This is a genomic window from Planktothrix tepida PCC 9214 (assembly GCF_900009145.1).
Classification (GTDB): domain Bacteria; phylum Cyanobacteriota; class Cyanobacteriia; order Cyanobacteriales; family Microcoleaceae; genus Planktothrix; species Planktothrix tepida.
On sequence record NZ_LN889782.1, the window covers coordinates 858,901 to 874,977 of the forward strand.

Consider the following 16,077-nt stretch of genomic DNA (forward strand, 5'->3'; position numbering starts at 1 on the left):
AAATAGTTTAAATAAAACTGACTCTTTAGACTGTAAAGGATGAGTCAACTTTATGGCTATATTCCTCTGGAGATATTTTTTAAATATATTGAATTTGTGGGTATTATTGACTCTTGATTTAAACAATAAGTATACAAAAAAACATGGAAATGATGGGTGCAGATAGAAAATATTAGATCGCTCTTGTCAATCCTAATTGTGATTAGCGTTTTGAACAAGCTGAATTCATAGCTTTATTATGCCTAAAATCCAGAGATTAAAATTAACTGCTGAGATAACCGATTTTCCAAAATAGTAGTAAAATAGGACAGAGAAAAACTCCGAATTGAGGAGGATATCAACATTGGACGAACTAAGATCCGCATTGGAACTGGCAACAGAAGAGGAGTTACAGCAGCTAACAGAACTCTTGTTTAGTCGGGGTTTGAATCCTTTAGACTATGTGCAAACCCCCACCCCCATTGATGTTCAAAGTCGAAACCGGGAAGCGTGGTTAGATGCCTTAGAACAGCGTTTTCGCTATCTTGCCGCCGATGGGGTAACAGTGCTGCGAGGAAAAACGAAACAGGTCACTTACCGCCAAGCCTTAATTCAAGTTTGCCACTATTTGAAAATTTCTTATTCAAAAAACCTGTCAACTTCAGATTTAGAGGCGGAAGTTTTTTTACATCTTTTAGGTCAAGCTTGGAAACGTTTACCCCAGTCAGAACAAGCTGCATTAACTCAACGAGTTCAGAAAGCTTTAGCAGAAACTAGACCGTTAAAACCGTTACCAATTTCTGCTCAAAAAGACCCGTTAGGGTGGTTATTTAAAGCCGGAAGTGTGGTAGCCGTTAGTTCGGTGATTAGACCCATGATTTTAGGACAAATTGCCCGTCAATTTGCCTTACATTTTGCTAAATATCAAGTAGCAAAAGAAGCCTTAGTGGTGGGAAGTGCAACCGCAGCTACTCAATTTCAAAATTATGTTGCGATTCAAACTGCAAATCGAGGAATGGCTCTTACCGCAACACGATATGGGTTAACTCGCAGTGTATTTTCTTTTCTGGGGCCATTGTTATGGACGTGGTTAATTGCAGATTTAGGATGGCGGGCAATTTCTACTAATTATGCCCGAATTATTCCGACTATCTTTACGTTAGCACAAATTCGTTTAACCCGTTCAGATTGGGCTTATACTTAATGATGATTTGAGGTTTTATAACTGGCTTTAACCCATGAAATTTATCCTTTTTCCCCACCCAGAACAACGATTACAGTTACCTTGGAATTGTTTACAATGGGGGGTATTTTTATTTCCCCTTTTACCAACCTTTGGCGGAATTGCTATTATTTTGGGTAGTCTCCTTTGTTGGAAACGTCAGTTTAAATCCATTCAAAGAAATCCTATTAATCAAGGATTGGCTATTTTAAGTATTTTATTAATAATTATTTCTATTTTAGCAAATAATCTCCTTGAATCTTTTCTCGGTTTAAGTAATTTTATTCCTTATTTTATCGTATTTGCAGGGTTAAGTGAAATGATTCAAACTGCCAATCAACTGCGGTGGTTATCTGGGTTAATGATCATTTCTGCGGTTCCCGTTGGAATTTTAGGTTTAGGACAACAGTATTTAGGATGGTCAGGAATTGACCTTTTACAGGGGATTTTAGGCTGGAGTTTACATCTGAATGGAAATCCTCCGGGTCGAATGTCATCCGTCTTTATGTATGCTAATATTTTTGCAGCCTATTTAGTCATTATTTTTACATTAGCTTTAGGTTTAATCATTGAAGAATGGCAAAATAAAAATAAAAAATCAGATTTTAATTCTCATATTCTTCATTTTATCCCTAATAATAACGTTAGAATAATTATATTAAGCTTAACCCTATTATTAACCGGAATCGACTTAATTTTAACAAACTCTCGCAATGCTTGGGGATTAGCTGTTTTATCCAGTTTAGCTTATGCACTTTATTTAGGATGGTGGTGGTTAATTTTATTGGTTAGTACAGGAGTAACAGCCGTTTTAGGGTCAGCCTTTGCACCCTCTCCCCTGCGAGCAGGCTTGAGAATAATTATTCCTGCTTATTTTTGGCAAAGAATTACCGATCAAAATTTCGTCCGTCCCGTAGAAACCTTGAGAATTACCCAATGGAAATTTACCTTAAATTTAACTCAAACTCGACCATTTAGCGGATGGGGACTCAGAAATTTTACGCCTCTTTATGAAGCCAAAATGAACGTTTGGTTAGGTCATCCCCATAATTTATTTTTAATGATGTTTGCTGAAATGGGAATTCCTACAACCTTATTTTTTATGCTCATCGTCGGCGTGATCTTAACTCAAGGATTTTTAGTGTTAAAAAACACCTTAATTAATCCTTCAGATCGATTAATTTATTATAGCTATTTAATCACCTTTTTAGCGTTAATTTTATTTAACTGTTTTGATGTTTCCTTATTTGATTTTCGAGTCAATACCTACGGTTGGCTAATTTTATCAGGAATTTGGGGAGTAGCTTGTACAATTCCAAAAACCAACCCTTATAAAATTTTATCATAACACCGAATATCCGGCGGACTTGCAACTAAACCTTCAATTTGAGTTAACGCTGTTTGAATATGAACACTGGCTAAATGGTTTTGTAAATGTTGTAAACTTTCCCATTCTTCTACAAAGGTAAAATCGGTTAAATCCTCTTGATTTTGTAATAAATCATATTGTAAACAACCTGATTCTTGGCGAGTCGGTTCAACTAACGCCAGTAATACGGCTTTTAACGGTTCTATTTTATCCGGTAACGCCACAACACGGGCTATGACTTTCAAGGGTTGAGTCATTTTAAGTTCTCCTTAAATTCAGTTTATATTTTATCATTGATGTTAAATGATTTCAAAAAGAAAGACACAGAAATAATTACCGTTTTTCCGATTTCTTTTACCTCATCAAAGTCCTTATCTCCAGTTATCAAAAAATCCGCTTGACTCGCTATGGCTAAAGCCAAAAACTAAAACAGCAGAGATTAAAACGTTGGTATCAACAATGATTTTCATTCTCCTCCTCTATAGGCTTCTATTTCTGCGGCTATTTCCTCCTCGGTTATATCTCCAATCCCAGGGATAGATTGAGTTTTATCGAATAGCTCTTTTACTTCTTGACTCAATTTTTCTTGTTCAATGTTTAGGGGTTGGTTTTGATTGTTTTCTAGGTTATCCCTAAACTCTTTAATCTTTTCTTTCAGGAGCTTTTTAGCTGATGGGCTGCCTGGAATATTGGCAATAAATTCGGTTTCATCCTCTTTTTCTAGCAGCTTAAAAGCTTTAGAAATTACCTCTTGGGGGTTATTGTATTTTCCAGTTTTGAGTTGGGCTTGTAAAAATTGTTCCTGTTCGGGGGTTAAGGTAATTTGGAGCATAATTTATTCTCCTTATTAATCATTTTTTTTCATTGGTCAAATTTTCTAATAACCCAATTGTTACATTGATTTTTTACTCAGCCCTAAAATAATTAATTTTTAACTCCAATGTTTAGTCAAGGTAATATCAAAAATAAAGGATGAATCCCCAATTTTAAACATTTTGTTTCAAGAAGCGATCACCAATTAATATTTCCCCTACAAACTCCTCAATAATTCCACTGCAACCCGTCGATAATCCGAAGCTGCTTCTCTGGCATTATGACTTTTGGCTTGAATAATCGGAACCCCTTCTAACGGACACCGTTCATGGGCTTTATAGGCGCGAATAATATTTTTAAATACGGGAATACCCGCTTCTTGTAACGATTTTTGCGCCTCAAACGCATCTCCTAAACTGCGAGGATCAACCTTTGTCATTAACACCCGATGGGGAACCTTGGAGGGAATAATAGTCGATTTCACCGTTTCAATTAACGCCACTAAATCCATCGGTGCGGCTTGGGTCGGTAACACCAAATAATCGGCTACTTGCACAACGGCTAATAACGCATCGGATTTTAACGCCGGAGGGGTATCGACCACCACTAATTCATAATCCGTCACCTGCTTCAATCGAGACAATAAGCTGGGGTCAGTTTCAGAAGAATGCTCAAAGGGCATATCCCCCCCTTGACCTTGTTCAGCCCACCAACAGGCCGAACCCTGGGGGTCTGTATCCACCAAGAGCGTGGTAAAGTTATTGGCAAGAATTGCAGCCAGATTAATGGCGGTTGTGGTTTTGCCCACTCCTCCTTTGCCGTTGGCGATCACTAGAATTTTGGCCATAGTTGCAGATCCGGTCACAAGGGAACTTCAGTCTAGTTTATCAAGCAGTCAGCCTTAACCGTTAATCGTTAGCCGAAAAAGAGTTAATCTGAATCAGTTATCCCTTAAGCTAAAAATCAATATAGCGGAATGTAAGACTATGGATGCCACTGCACTCTGGCAACGCTACCAAGATTGGCTATACTATCATGACGGCTTAGGACTGTACCTAGATATCAGTCGAATGCGATTCGACGATGAGTTTGTTGCATCCTTATTGCCCAAATTTGATCAAGCTTTTAAAGCGATGGAGGCTTTGGAACAAGGGGCGATCGCTAACCCAGATGAAAACCGCATGGTCGGTCATTATTGGTTGCGCGACCCCGATCTAGCTCCGACCCCAGACCTGAAGCAAGAAATTGTCGAAACCTTAGAAAAAATCGAGGCGTTTACTCAAAAGGTTCATCAAGGGGAGGTTAAACCCCCTCATGCTGAAAAATTCACGGATATTTTATCTATTGGCATTGGGGGATCGGCTTTAGGCCCCCAATTTGTGGCAGAAGCCCTTGCCCCAGAACACCCGGCTCTGAATATCCATTTTATTGATAACAGTGATCCCACAGGCATTGATCGGGTTTTAGCTAGAATTGGCGATCGTCTCAACAGTACCCTGGTACTGGTGATTTCTAAATCTGGTGGCACTCCAGAACCCCGTAACGGCATGATTGAGGTACGAAACGCCTTTGCGACCCAAAATTTGGAGTTTGCCAAACAAGCCGTTGCTGTTACTGGAGTCGGCAGTAAATTGGATCAACAAGCCCACGCTGAAGGCTGGTTAACGACCTTTCCGATGGCAGATTGGGTGGGGGGACGGACTTCGGAATTATCAGCCGTTGGGCTATTACCTGCGGCTTTACAAGGCATAGATATTCGGGGGATGTTAGCTGGAGCGAAGGAAATGGACATCGCCACCCGCAAACCCGATGTTAAAACCAATCCAGCTGCCTTATTGGCTTTGGCTTGGTATTATGCCGGAAATGGAAAGGGTGAAAAAGATATGGTGGTTCTTCCCTATAAGGATAGTTTGCTGTTGTTTAGTCGCTATTTACAACAGTTAGTCATGGAATCTTTGGGGAAAGAAAAAGACCTGGATGGCAATCTTGTCTATCAAGGAATTGCGGTTTATGGCAATAAAGGATCGACGGATCAACACGCCTATGTTCAACAATTACGCGAAGGAGTTCCCAACTTTTTTGCGACGTTAATTGAGGTGTTAAAAGATCGATCCGCTACCTCAATTGAAATAGAACCGGGGGTAACCTCTGGGGATTATTTATCGGGATTTTTACAAGGAACCCGACAGGCATTGTATGAAAATCATCGAGATTCGATTACAATTACAGTCCCGGAAGTGAATCCCCAAATCGTAGGTGCTTTAATTGCTTTGTATGATCGGGCTGTAGGTTTATATGCCTCGTTAGTGAATATTAACGCTTACCATCAACCCGGTGTTGAGGCAGGTAAAAAAGCGGCTGCCGTCATTTTGGACTTACAACAACAAATTATTCAAGTCTTACGAGATGCAGGTCAACCTCTTTCCCTAAAAACCTTAGCACAACAGGCAGGAGTTCCTGATCAAACTGAAGCTATTTATAAAATTCTGCGACATTTAGCCGCCAATCAACGTGGAGTATTTTTAGAAGGAGATCTAGGAAAACCCACTAACTTAATGGCAAGCTATAAATAAGGGGATTTGGCAGGAAGAGGGGCTTGAGTGTTAACGATTGACAGTTGACGATTACTTCTCTTTCCTCCTCCCCATCTCCCCCTGTCCCCTAATCCCCTAATCCCCTAATCCCCTAATCCCCCCGTCCCCTTGTCCCCTTGTCCCCCTATCCCCCTATCCCCCTATCCCCCCATCTCTTCAGCGTCCCTATGCCTTTAACAATTTTAGTTGTTGATGATGATTTAGGGACTCGTCTCTCGATTAGTGATTACCTGGACATTTCCGGTTATTCAGTGATTGCCGCAGAGAATGGTCAGGAGGCACTGCGCCTGGTGGAGCAATATCAGCCCCACCTCATCGTCACAGATATTGCGATGCCTGAGATGGATGGCTATGAACTAATCAAGCGAGTCCGCGCTCGTCCTGTATTTCGTCTGCTTCCGGTGATTTTTTTAACCGCCCATACCAGCACGAAAGAACGTATCCGAGGGTATCAATTAGGATGTGATAATTATTTGCCCAAACCCTTTGAATTAGAGGAATTGGGGGTGGTGATTCGTTCTTTATTAGAGCGATCGCAATTAATTGAGTCAGAATGGCGAGTCCGTTTGGCAGATCCGGTTACTGATGTCTCAGAAACAGCTTCCAAACCCGTTGCGCTGAAGTCCCAACCAACCTTAGAGATTAGTCTGACACAACGAGAACGTGAAGTCTTGGATTTGTTAACGGAAGGACTTTCTAATATTGCCATTGGTGATCATTTACATCTCAGTCCCAGAACCGTTGAAAAGTATGTCAGTAGTTTATTAAGAAAGACGGATAGCAATAATCGGGCTGAGTTAATTCGGTTCGCTCTCAAGCATAATTTGATTTCTTGACATTTTATCGCTATAAGCGTTTCCTTAACTTTTAAATCAATTTGCCTTCAACACTCTCAGAGCAGCTTACCTTAAAATTATATTATCAACAAATGTTAAGAAATATTAAAAAATCTAAAGAGTAATGAAGAGTCTTCACAGTTTTTTATCATTCCTGGAGCAAACTCGTTGTACAATTACACTGTTCAACATAAAGCTTAAAAACACAGCAGGATCTATCCTAACTTCAGCTTCAATACCGGAAGGCTAATAAGCGAACTCAGGAAATCAGGGATAAACTAACTATTCATTTGTTTGGAACTCAATACTATGGAATGTCACAAATGTTCCGCCCACTGTTCAAGTCACTCTCCCCAGTTTTTTCCTAAATTCTTGAGAAAATATCTCAAGAATCAACCGGAAAAATTGACAGAACCCCACAAAATCCCCAAAATTGCCTTAGTTGGAATGCCCAATGTCGGTAAAAGCGTTGTCTTTAACGGCTTAACGGGAACTTATGTTACCGTTTCTAATTACCCAGGGACAACGGTAGAAGTTTCACGAGGGGAAATCAAATTGGGTAATACCCCGATTACGGTTGTGGATACCCCTGGAATGTATTCTTTAATTCCAATTACTGAAGAAGAAAAAGTATCCAGAGATTTATTAATGAACGAATGGTTTGATTTAGTCGTTCATGTTGTGGATGCTAAAAATTTAAGTCGAATGTTACCCCTAACCTTTCAACTGATGGAAACGGGTTTACCTATGTTACTCGCCATTAACATGATGGATGAAGCAAAACAATTAGGGTTAGAGATTCAAACTGAGGATTTAGAAACTCAATTAGGTATTCCTGTTGTCCCCATGGCGGCGGCTTTGAATCAAGGATTAGGTCAATTAAAAGCAAGGATCGTAGACTATGTTAACTCCCGTGATTTATCCCCAACCTATCGAGAAAGCAATCAACGAAATCGAGTTGCTATTCTCTGAAAATAATCTTCCAACTTGGGCTAAAAACTATGCAATTTCTCGTCGCAGTTTAGCTTTATTAATCTTACAGAAAGATCCCCATCTGTGGCAACTGATTCAAGCGGATGATTCGCGCTATCAAGACATAGAAATGATTGTCGCCACCACCCAAAACCAATTAAAACAATCTCCCTCAATAGTGATCGCCCATACCCGTCAACAACAAGCCGGGAACCTAGAAAGTAGGGTTCTTTCTGAACCTCTCCAGGAAAAAACGTTATTCACCGAAAAGCTTCATCAACTCACCGTTAATCCCCTAACGGGATTCCCCATTTTATTGATTATTTTGTATTATGGGGTCTATAAATTTGTGGGAGAATTTGGGGCAGGAACCTTAGTTGATGCCATTGAAACCTTTTTTGAACAGCAGATTAACCCCGTTGTTAATCACATAACAGTCTTGATTTTTCCTTGGCAACCCCTACAGGATTTAATTGGAAATGATTATGGGATTATTACTTTGGGAATTCGCTATGCGACAGCGATCGTTTTACCCGTTGTTGCTACGTTCTTTTTCATTTTTTCTCTCTTAGAAGATAGCGGTTATTTACCGCGATTATCGCTCATGTTAGACCGAATATTCAAATATATTGGATTATCAGGACGGTCTGTAATTCCTATTGTTTTAGGATTTGGATGCGATACGATGGCAACGATGGTAACGCGCACCTTAGAAACTAATCGAGAACGATTAATTGCGACTTTTTTACTGTCCTTAGCGATTCCTTGTGCGGCACAATGGGGGGTAATAGTGGGATTATTATCTCAAAAACCAATAGCATTAATCGCTTGGGCAGTATTTTTAACGGTTATTTTCTTAGTGATGGGATTTCTAACCTCAAAAATTTTACCGGGAAAACCGGCGGGATTTTATATGGAAATTCCCCCTTTGAGGCTTCCTAAATTCAGAAATATTTTGATTAAAACTTGGGTGCGGATGAAGTGGTATTTTTATGAAATTTTACCTTTGTTTATTTGGGCATCAGTATTAATTTGGTTGGGACGATTAACCGGGTTATTTGATATTCTAGTTCGAGGGTTAGAACCGATTAGCTTAAGTTTAGGACTTCCCCAAGAAGCCGCGCCAATTTTCCTCTATGGCTTTTTCCGAAGAGATTATGGGGCTGCGGGATTATTTGATATGCAGCAACAGGGGATTTTTAATGGAAATCAATTGTTTATTGCCGCAATTGTTCTCACGTTATTTTTACCTTGTATTGCTCAATTACAAATGATGTTGAAAGAACGAGGAACCCTAACAACAATATTAATGACTTCCTTTATCTTTCCCTTTGCTTTTTTTATTGGGTACTGTACCAACTTCGCTTTAAATGTATTAGGAGTGAATTTCTAAATGATGACATTATCAACTGCTAAAATAGGCAGAAAAGGAACTATTTTATACTTAAAAACAGAAGATGAAGCCTTAACTCACAAATTAATGGCTTTGGGAATTATGCCTGGAATTGATATCCAATTAGAGCAGAAATTTCCCTCCTATATTATTAAGATAGGTAGAACTCGTGCTACCCTAGATCAAGAGACAGCACAACGAATTTATATTCAGTAACAGAATCTTTCTCCGCCTTGATATAAGCCCTTCACCAGAAGGGTTAGGACAAAGACTCATGCAGCAAACCTAGGCGGTGAAATCTTTTAATCCTTCCTCTTGAATCACAAAGTCTAACAATCCCTCACAGGAATCCAATAATAAATCAATCACCTGATTAAATCCTTCTGCACCCCCATAATAGGGATCTGGAACTTCTTTTAGGGTGTGATGACGACAAAACTCACACATTAATTTAACTTTGTGGCGATATTTTCCTGATGGGTCAAGATAAAGAATATTTTGATAATTGTCTTGATCCATCGCTAAGATTAAATCAAACGCTTCAAAATCATTTTGTTTAAATTGACGGGCTTTTCCTACCATTGTAATTCCCCGTTGCTTTGCCGTTTGCGTCATACGTCGATCTGGGGAACTGCCAATATGATAACTTGAGGTTCCGGCGGAATCACAAATAATGCGATCGCTCAAATTTGCCTGATCAATTAAATGATTCATAATATTTTCCGCCGCCGGAGAACGGCAAATATTGCCAAGGCAAACAAAGAGGAGTTTGTAAGGCATAAGTCAAAAATAAAGTTAAAAAATTAGTTTAAAAATGAGGAGTTAGAAGCCGTAGAGAAGCCACCTTTGAGGGTTGTAGCTCAGAGTCAAAAGGTAGGTTTTCAACTTTTCTCCGCGTCTTCTCCTCCTCAATTCTTTATCCTTTACCCTTCAGACTTTAACCTAATCCAGGTAAATTCAAACCCCCTGTAAGTTCTTCCATCCGTTCACGCATGGTTGCCGTAGAATTCTTATACGCTTCTTGCATGGCGATGAGAACCAGATCAGAGACGACATCAGCACCTTCTCCTAAAACATCCGGTGAAATTTCGACCCGACGGGGTTCTTGGTTTCCGCTTAAGTAAACCTTAACTAAACCTCCCCCAGCTTCCCCAGGAATTTCCAACTGATCCAGGTCTTCTTGAAGCTTTTTCGCGCCTTCTTGAACCTGCTGCGCCTTCTTGAAGGCATCAGCGAGTTCTTTCATTTTGCCCAGACCAAAACCAAATCCTTTTTCTTGTGTCATAGTTTGTTCCTGTAGCGCCGAGAACGGCTTGAATATTGATTAAAGTGAACCGCAGACAGGTAAGCTATAGTAGCATTTTTTGGGGCTGATTAACTGCATCCAGGGGAAAGAAATCACCCCCAATGGTCTCAAACATAAAGATTAACAAACTTGAAATTCACCCATAATTTTAACCTCCGGTTCTAATAAAAACGACCAACGCCGTTCAACTTGTTCTTGTATATGACGAATTAACAAAAATATATCGTTTGCCGTTGCTCCCCCACAATTGAGAATAAAATTGGCGTGGCGTTCTGCTACCTGAGCTTGGCCAATAGTGTAGCCTTTTAAACCCGTTTGTTCAATCAGCCAGCCTGCCGCTTTCGGGCCAGGATTGCGGAAAACACTTCCACAACTCGGCAGATGATAAGGTTGATTATCGCGACGGTGATTAAAATGAGCCGTTGTATCTGCTAGAACCTTCTGGGGATCATGACCCGGTTCTAACTGGAAGGTCGCTTGAGTCACAAACCGATCACCCCCTTGTAAAACAGAGGTTCGATAACGATAGGCGAGATCTTTAGGGGTGAGGAGTTGTAATTCTCCAGCCCTCGATAGAACGTGAGTATTAACTAAAATATCTGCGGTACAGGATCTATGAGCACCTGCGTTCATAACCACCGCACCACCGATGGTTCCGGGGATACCCACAGCCCACTCCAATCCTCGCCATCCCAAACGAGCCGCTTTCCACGCCAAACGAGGAAGAGAACTTCCGGCCCCAGCAGTCACTAAGCCCGTTTCTACATCAAACTGAGTATGACGTAAATGACGAGTTGCAATGACTAATCCGGGCAATCCTTGATCACTAATCAGTAAATTTGATCCGGCGCCGAGTAGGGTGATGGGTAATCCTTCTGTATTAGCCCAACTCAGCGTTTCTTGAAGTTGTTCTACCCCTTTAGGTGCGACATACCACTCGGCTGGCCCTCCGACCCGAAAGGATGTCAAGGTGGTTAAAGGAACTAAAGATTGAATCAAACAGTCTGTTTCCGGTAAGGCTATGCAGCGTGACCGATGGCAATTCGTTTGACCGGGAGAGTCATAAGAAAGTGTCATGACCATATCGAAATGAATACCTTAGAACTTGGATGTAAATCACCGATTGACTATCAACTCAATCCAAAAGCGCCTGTTGGCACTCTGACTCTATCCCATCAGTATCTTGGGAAGTCTGATGAAATGCCATGACTTCTGGAATAATTTTGTTGAGGTTGCCCGCACCGAGAAATAGAACTAAATCACCCGGTTGCAATAGTTGTGCTAAACCGATCTTCAGGGCATCCATCGACGGTTGATATAACACTTGAGGATGATAATTGGCAATCAAGTCTGCTACGCTTTGCCCGTCAATTTCCCAAAGATTAGGTTCCCCAGCACTATAAATCTCGGTGAGAACAACAACATCAGCATCACTGAAACACTGAGCAAAATCTTGCAGAAAGGCATGAGTTCGACTATACCGATGGGGTTGAAAAATCGCAACAATTCGCTGAAGGTAAGGTTGAGTGTTTAAGGTGCTTTCTTGCATCCGAAGCCTGGCAGCGGCGAGGGTGACGCGGATTTCGCTGGGATGATGGGCGTAATCGTCTACAAACAGGATGTTATTGTGACAGCCTCGGTACTCAAAACGACGTTTGGCTCCTTCAAATTCCGCTAATGCCTTGGCTATGACGGAAAACTCCATTCCTAACTGGCGTCCTACCGCAATCGCAGCTAAGGCATTGCTGAGATTATGCTGCCCTAGCAATTTTAACTCTAGTTCTCCCAAGAAACTGCCTTTTTCCACAATTTGAGCATAGATACCATTGGGTCTATATTGGATTGCTTTGGCGGTGTAATCAGCTTCTGTGTGAGGATTCAGGCTGTAGGTAATACTGGGTTGAATTTGATCCCGTACTATTGCACAATCGATACAACCCACTAGGGTTTTACAGTTTGTATCAAAGACTTTAAAAGTATTGATAACTTGGTCTAGGGTTTCATAGTGATCGGGATGGTCTAACTCAATATTGGTAATTATGCCGATTTGAGCCGTAATTTTGACCAGGGAACCATCGGATTCATCAGCCTCAGCTACCATATAAGGCCCCTGACCCATACGAGCATTCCCTTCCCACGCATCCACTTCTCCCCCAACTAAAATAGTGGGATCAAGACCTGCGTTGAGCAACATGAAGGCAATCATACTGCTGGTGGTGGTTTTTCCATGGGTTCCAGCCACAGCAATACTTTGGTAATCTTGAATCAGCGCGGCTAGTAAATCGGAACGGTGAAAAATCGGACAACCTAACTCTAAAGCCGCTTGATATTCGGAGTTTCCCGAATGAATAGCCGTTGAACAAATGACTTGGGGTAATTCTGTCCCCTGTGTTGTCTGGCCATTAGAATTAAAAGCTTCCGCTTGAATGACGGAAGCAGACCGGGAGTTCAATCCATTTTCACAGACTGATAACTCCAGTTCCATTGGGGAACTTGGTTTGTGATTCCCTTCATCTAGAGATTTTTTAATGTACTCAAAGTTGCTTGCATCTTGACGACAAAAGATTTGAGCACCTAACGCTTGTAAGCGTTGAGTAATATGGCTACGTTGAATATCGGAGCCATAAATGGGTAGCTTTCGCTTCGCTAGGATGTAGGCGAGGGCTGACATTCCAATCCCACCAATCCCGATGAAGTGAAATGGCCTGCCAGTGAAATCAACAGAACTCGGCATCGATCACTCCTTATCACACCACACCACACCAATAACACGCGATATCATATCAAGAATTGTTTTTTACCGATACTCCTCAGCCAACATTTCTCAGATGGTCTTTGTAATCTAGCATCTTTAGATTTTAGGTTAATTGAGTTCTCTCAGTAGTTGTATACTATATACCCCCTGAGTTCAGAAATCACCGGAGTCCCACTAACTAAATTAATGAAGGCATTCAGGAGACGGAGCGGTGAATCTTGACCGGAAATTGTTCAACTCGATTTTAATCCCGACAAAAAAAGTCGGGTATGATTGACGGCTATTTGTAGACTGTGATACTTTGTTTTCAACATTCCAGTATCGGATTTTCAGTGGAGGACAGGTCATGACTCAGGCGACAACCAACAACTTAAACTTAACCGGGGCGACTTTTGACAAACTCAAATGTAAAGAGTGTGGCGAAGAATACGCCCCCGAAGCCAAGCACGTTTGTGAAGTGTGTTTTGGCCCCCTAGAAGTTCAATATAACTATGACCTGCTCCGCCAAACCGTGACTCGCGCTACCATTGAAGCTGGCCCTAACTCCATCTGGCGTTATCGTAAATTTCTTCCTGTCGCTACTGAGAATGTGATTGATGTTGGAACCGGAATGACCCCCCTCATTAAGTCAGAACGGTTAGCCCGTCGCCTGGGTTTGAAAAATCTTTATATTAAAAACGATGCTGTGAATATGCCCACCCTGAGCTTTAAAGACCGGGTGGTGTCCGTTGCTCTGAGTCGGGCTAGAGAATTAGGATTTTCGACGGTTTCCTGTGCCAGTACCGGAAATTTGGCTAACTCCACCGCCGCCATTGCTGCAAGAGCAGGTCTGGACTGTTGTGTGTTTGTCCCGGCGGATTTAGAAGCAGGTAAAATCTTAGGAACCTTAATCTACAATCCAATTTTAATGGCTGTTAAAGGCAATTACGATCAAGTTAATCGCCTGTGTTCAGAAGTGGCGAATACTCATGGTTGGGGTTTTGTGAATATTAACCTGCGTCCCTACTATTCTGAAGGATCAAAAACCCTTGGTTATGAAGTGATTGAACAACTGGGCTGGAAATTACCCGACCATGTTGTCGCCCCCATTGCTTCCGGTTCCCTATTTACCAAGATTCATAAAGGTTTTCAAGAATTCGTCAAAGTCGGTTTAGTGGATGACAAAGCTGTGCGTTTCAGTGGAGCACAAGCAGAAGGCTGTTCTCCCGTGGCTTCTGCCTTCAAAGAAGGACGAGATTTTATTACTCCCGTTAAACCCAATACCATTGCTAAATCCATTGCTATTGGCAATCCTGCTGATGGAGTTTATGCGGTTGAATTAGCGAACAAAACCAACGGAAATATTGAATGCGTCAACGATGAAGAAGTCATTCAAGGCATTAAATTATTAGCCGAAACTGAAGGAATTTTTACCGAAACCGCAGGCGGAACAACGATTGCCGTCTTGAAAAAATTGGTAGAAGCAGGTAAAATTGACCCTGAAGAAACCACCGTTGTTTATATTACAGGCAATGGCTTAAAAACCCAAGAAGCAGTGCAAGGGGATGTCGGTGAACCCTTAACCATTGAACCGAAATTAGAAAGTTTTGAACGGGCGATTGAACGGGCTCGCACCTTAGATCGTCTGGAATGGCAACAAGTGTTAGTTTAAATTTCTAGTTGTCAGACCCAAAATTAACCGAGAGTATTTTAACAGTAGAGGCGTTCTTGGAAATGTTTCTACTGACCTAAAACCCTTCATTTGTAGTTTTGTTGAACCTATGACTGTTAAAGTTTTAATTCCCACACCCCTGCAAAAATTTACTAACAATGAAGCCGTTATTGAGTGTGAAGCTTCTAATATTTCGGAATTAATTAATTCCTTGGAAACCCAATGTCCAGGGATTAAAAAAAGTCTCTGTGATGACGAAGGAAAACCCCGTAAATTTTTGAATTTTTATGTCAATAGTGAAGATATTCGCTTTTTACAAGGAGCAAATACTAAACTTCAGAAAGGAGATGAAGTTAGTATTGTTCCGGCAGTTGCGGGAGGTTAATTGCGTTTAATTTTAATAGAGATTTTTGAGGACATGATTCACACCATGTCCTTGTTTTATACTATAAAAATTGGGGATGAATATTATCATGCAGATTGATACTCCCCAAAGCCATTGTCGCTAGACTGCATTAACAAGCCTTGAGCAAACTGTTGAACATAATCATTAAATCGCTGAGAACTTAACACATCCGTCATCTGCATCGCCCATTGATTTAAACCCGCTACTAAATTGATCAGTTCAGACTTTTCGTTTACAGAATTGAGTTCACCTAGATACTTGAAATTTAAAAGCGTCTCTAAATCTAGTAAAATTTTTTGGCAAAAACAGATCATTTTATCTAAATATAACCGAATGCGGTTAAGAGCCAAACTATTAGAATTAGTTTGATTAATTGTTTCTATCACCCGATAACAATTGTTTTCTAAACAGTGAGCCGCATCTTGAATCAGCGTTACATATTCTACCGGGGACTTAGCAACTTTCTTTTCTTGGGTCAAAGCGACTTGGAGCAAATAGGAGGAGGAAGCAATAATAGAGGCGGAAGTTCTTAAATAATGATGAATTTCTGTTGTAATATCCTGAACTGTGGTAAAGTCCCTATCCAAATTTAACACTAGATTTAACGGTGGCATAAGTTGGGTTCTCCTGATTAACTGAATATCATCATCGGTGATGAACCAGAAAAACCCAGTGAAATAAATCTCTCAATTCCGATGATTTTGATCACAATGTACTGGGGGTATCAGTACATTTACTTAGGATTTAAGAAAAATTTCCCCTCGCCTTTGAGGAGAGGGGG

The 16,077-nt window shown here is 40.9% G+C and carries 17 protein-coding genes; 9 read left to right on the plus strand and 8 right to left on the minus strand.

Going from position 1 to position 16,077, the window contains the following annotated elements:
• Positions 1 to 343 precede the first annotated feature (343 nt).
• Both PL9214_RS06655 and PL9214_RS06660 read left to right on the plus strand, forming a co-directional pair.
• Complete coding sequence (locus PL9214_RS06655) at positions 344 to 1,183, plus strand: YaaW family protein (RefSeq protein WP_072718017.1); 840 nt, start codon at positions 344 to 346, stop codon at positions 1,181 to 1,183.
• A 34-nt stretch (positions 1,184 to 1,217) separates the two neighbouring features.
• Positions 1,218 to 2,549 carry an O-antigen ligase family protein gene (locus PL9214_RS06660; RefSeq protein ID WP_072718018.1) on the plus strand — a complete coding sequence of 444 codons (1,332 nt, stop codon included), beginning with the start codon at positions 1,218 to 1,220 and terminating at the stop codon, positions 2,547 to 2,549.
• On the opposite strand, the gene PL9214_RS06665 is transcribed toward PL9214_RS06660, so the two are convergent.
• From PL9214_RS06665 to PL9214_RS06680, 3 genes are all read right to left on the minus strand, one after another.
• Positions 2,531 to 2,827 (minus strand): putative quinol monooxygenase, encoded by a 297-nt coding sequence (locus PL9214_RS06665; RefSeq protein WP_072718019.1) that lies wholly within the window; start codon positions 2,825 to 2,827, stop codon positions 2,531 to 2,533. The genes PL9214_RS06660 and PL9214_RS06665 overlap by 19 nt on opposite strands.
• 209 nt (positions 2,828 to 3,036) lie before the next feature.
• The gene (locus PL9214_RS30010) at positions 3,037 to 3,402 is read right to left on the minus strand and encodes a ribbon-helix-helix domain-containing protein (RefSeq protein ID WP_083579903.1); all 366 of its coding nucleotides are present in this window, start codon (positions 3,400 to 3,402) and stop codon (positions 3,037 to 3,039) included.
• Positions 3,403 to 3,600: 198 nt separating this feature from the next.
• Entirely contained in the window at positions 3,601 to 4,230 is a 630-nt protein-coding gene (locus PL9214_RS06680; RefSeq protein ID WP_072718020.1) for a ParA family protein, read from the minus strand.
• 139 nt (positions 4,231 to 4,369) lie between these two features.
• Between PL9214_RS06680 and PL9214_RS06685 the strand changes: the two genes are divergently transcribed.
• The 5 genes from PL9214_RS06685 to PL9214_RS06705 all read left to right on the plus strand — a co-directional run bounded on the left by PL9214_RS06685 (position 4,370) and on the right by PL9214_RS06705 (position 9,394).
• Positions 4,370 to 5,956: a glucose-6-phosphate isomerase gene (locus tag PL9214_RS06685; RefSeq protein ID WP_072718021.1), complete on the plus strand. Its 1,587-nt coding sequence runs from the start codon at positions 4,370 to 4,372 to the stop codon at positions 5,954 to 5,956.
• Positions 5,957 to 6,144: 188 nt separating this feature from the next.
• Positions 6,145 to 6,813 carry a response regulator transcription factor gene (locus PL9214_RS06690; RefSeq protein ID WP_072718022.1) on the plus strand — a complete coding sequence of 223 codons (669 nt, stop codon included), beginning with the start codon at positions 6,145 to 6,147 and terminating at the stop codon, positions 6,811 to 6,813.
• Positions 6,814 to 7,122: 309 nt separating this feature from the next.
• Positions 7,123 to 7,785 carry a FeoB small GTPase domain-containing protein gene (locus PL9214_RS06695; protein ID WP_072718023.1) on the plus strand — a complete coding sequence of 221 codons (663 nt, stop codon included), beginning with the start codon at positions 7,123 to 7,125 and terminating at the stop codon, positions 7,783 to 7,785.
• Entirely contained in the window at positions 7,715 to 9,178 is a 1,464-nt protein-coding gene (locus PL9214_RS06700; protein WP_072718024.1) for a ferrous iron transporter B, read from the plus strand. The genes PL9214_RS06695 and PL9214_RS06700 overlap by 71 nt, the downstream gene beginning before the upstream one ends.
• Positions 9,179 to 9,394, plus strand: a complete 216-nt coding sequence (locus PL9214_RS06705) for a FeoA family protein (RefSeq protein ID WP_072718025.1) — start codon at positions 9,179 to 9,181, stop codon at positions 9,392 to 9,394.
• 69 nt (positions 9,395 to 9,463) lie between these two features.
• Here the strand turns inward: PL9214_RS06705 and PL9214_RS06710 are convergent, their stop codons facing one another.
• The 4 genes from PL9214_RS06710 to murC form a co-directional block, all read right to left on the minus strand.
• Positions 9,464 to 9,958 carry a low molecular weight protein-tyrosine-phosphatase gene (locus PL9214_RS06710; protein WP_072718026.1) on the minus strand — a complete coding sequence of 165 codons (495 nt, stop codon included), beginning with the start codon at positions 9,956 to 9,958 and terminating at the stop codon, positions 9,464 to 9,466.
• Between the two features lie 157 nt (positions 9,959 to 10,115).
• Positions 10,116 to 10,463: a YbaB/EbfC family nucleoid-associated protein gene (locus tag PL9214_RS06715; protein WP_072718027.1), complete on the minus strand. Its 348-nt coding sequence runs from the start codon at positions 10,461 to 10,463 to the stop codon at positions 10,116 to 10,118.
• A gap of 141 nt (positions 10,464 to 10,604) precedes the next feature.
• On the minus strand, positions 10,605 to 11,567 hold the full coding sequence (gene murB / locus PL9214_RS06720; protein ID WP_072718028.1) for a UDP-N-acetylmuramate dehydrogenase: 963 nt from the start codon (positions 11,565 to 11,567) through the stop codon (positions 10,605 to 10,607).
• Positions 11,568 to 11,619: 52 nt separating this feature from the next.
• Positions 11,620 to 13,218, minus strand: a complete 1,599-nt coding sequence (murC, locus tag PL9214_RS06725; protein ID WP_072718029.1) for a UDP-N-acetylmuramate--L-alanine ligase — start codon at positions 13,216 to 13,218, stop codon at positions 11,620 to 11,622.
• A gap of 367 nt (positions 13,219 to 13,585) precedes the next feature.
• Here murC and thrC point away from each other — a divergent pair, with 367 nt between their 5' ends.
• On the plus strand, positions 13,586 to 14,890 hold the full coding sequence (gene thrC, locus PL9214_RS06730; RefSeq protein WP_072718030.1) for a threonine synthase: 1,305 nt from the start codon (positions 13,586 to 13,588) through the stop codon (positions 14,888 to 14,890).
• 109 nt (positions 14,891 to 14,999) lie between these two features.
• The gene (locus PL9214_RS06735; protein ID WP_072718031.1) at positions 15,000 to 15,275 is read left to right on the plus strand and encodes a MoaD/ThiS family protein; all 276 of its coding nucleotides are present in this window, start codon (positions 15,000 to 15,002) and stop codon (positions 15,273 to 15,275) included.
• Positions 15,276 to 15,361: 86 nt separating this feature from the next.
• On the opposite strand, the gene PL9214_RS06740 is transcribed toward PL9214_RS06735, so the two are convergent.
• A complete protein-coding gene (locus tag PL9214_RS06740) occupies positions 15,362 to 15,910 on the minus strand; it encodes a hypothetical protein (protein WP_072718032.1) in 549 nt (182 codons plus the stop codon).
• Between the last annotated feature and the right edge of the window lie 167 nt (positions 15,911 to 16,077).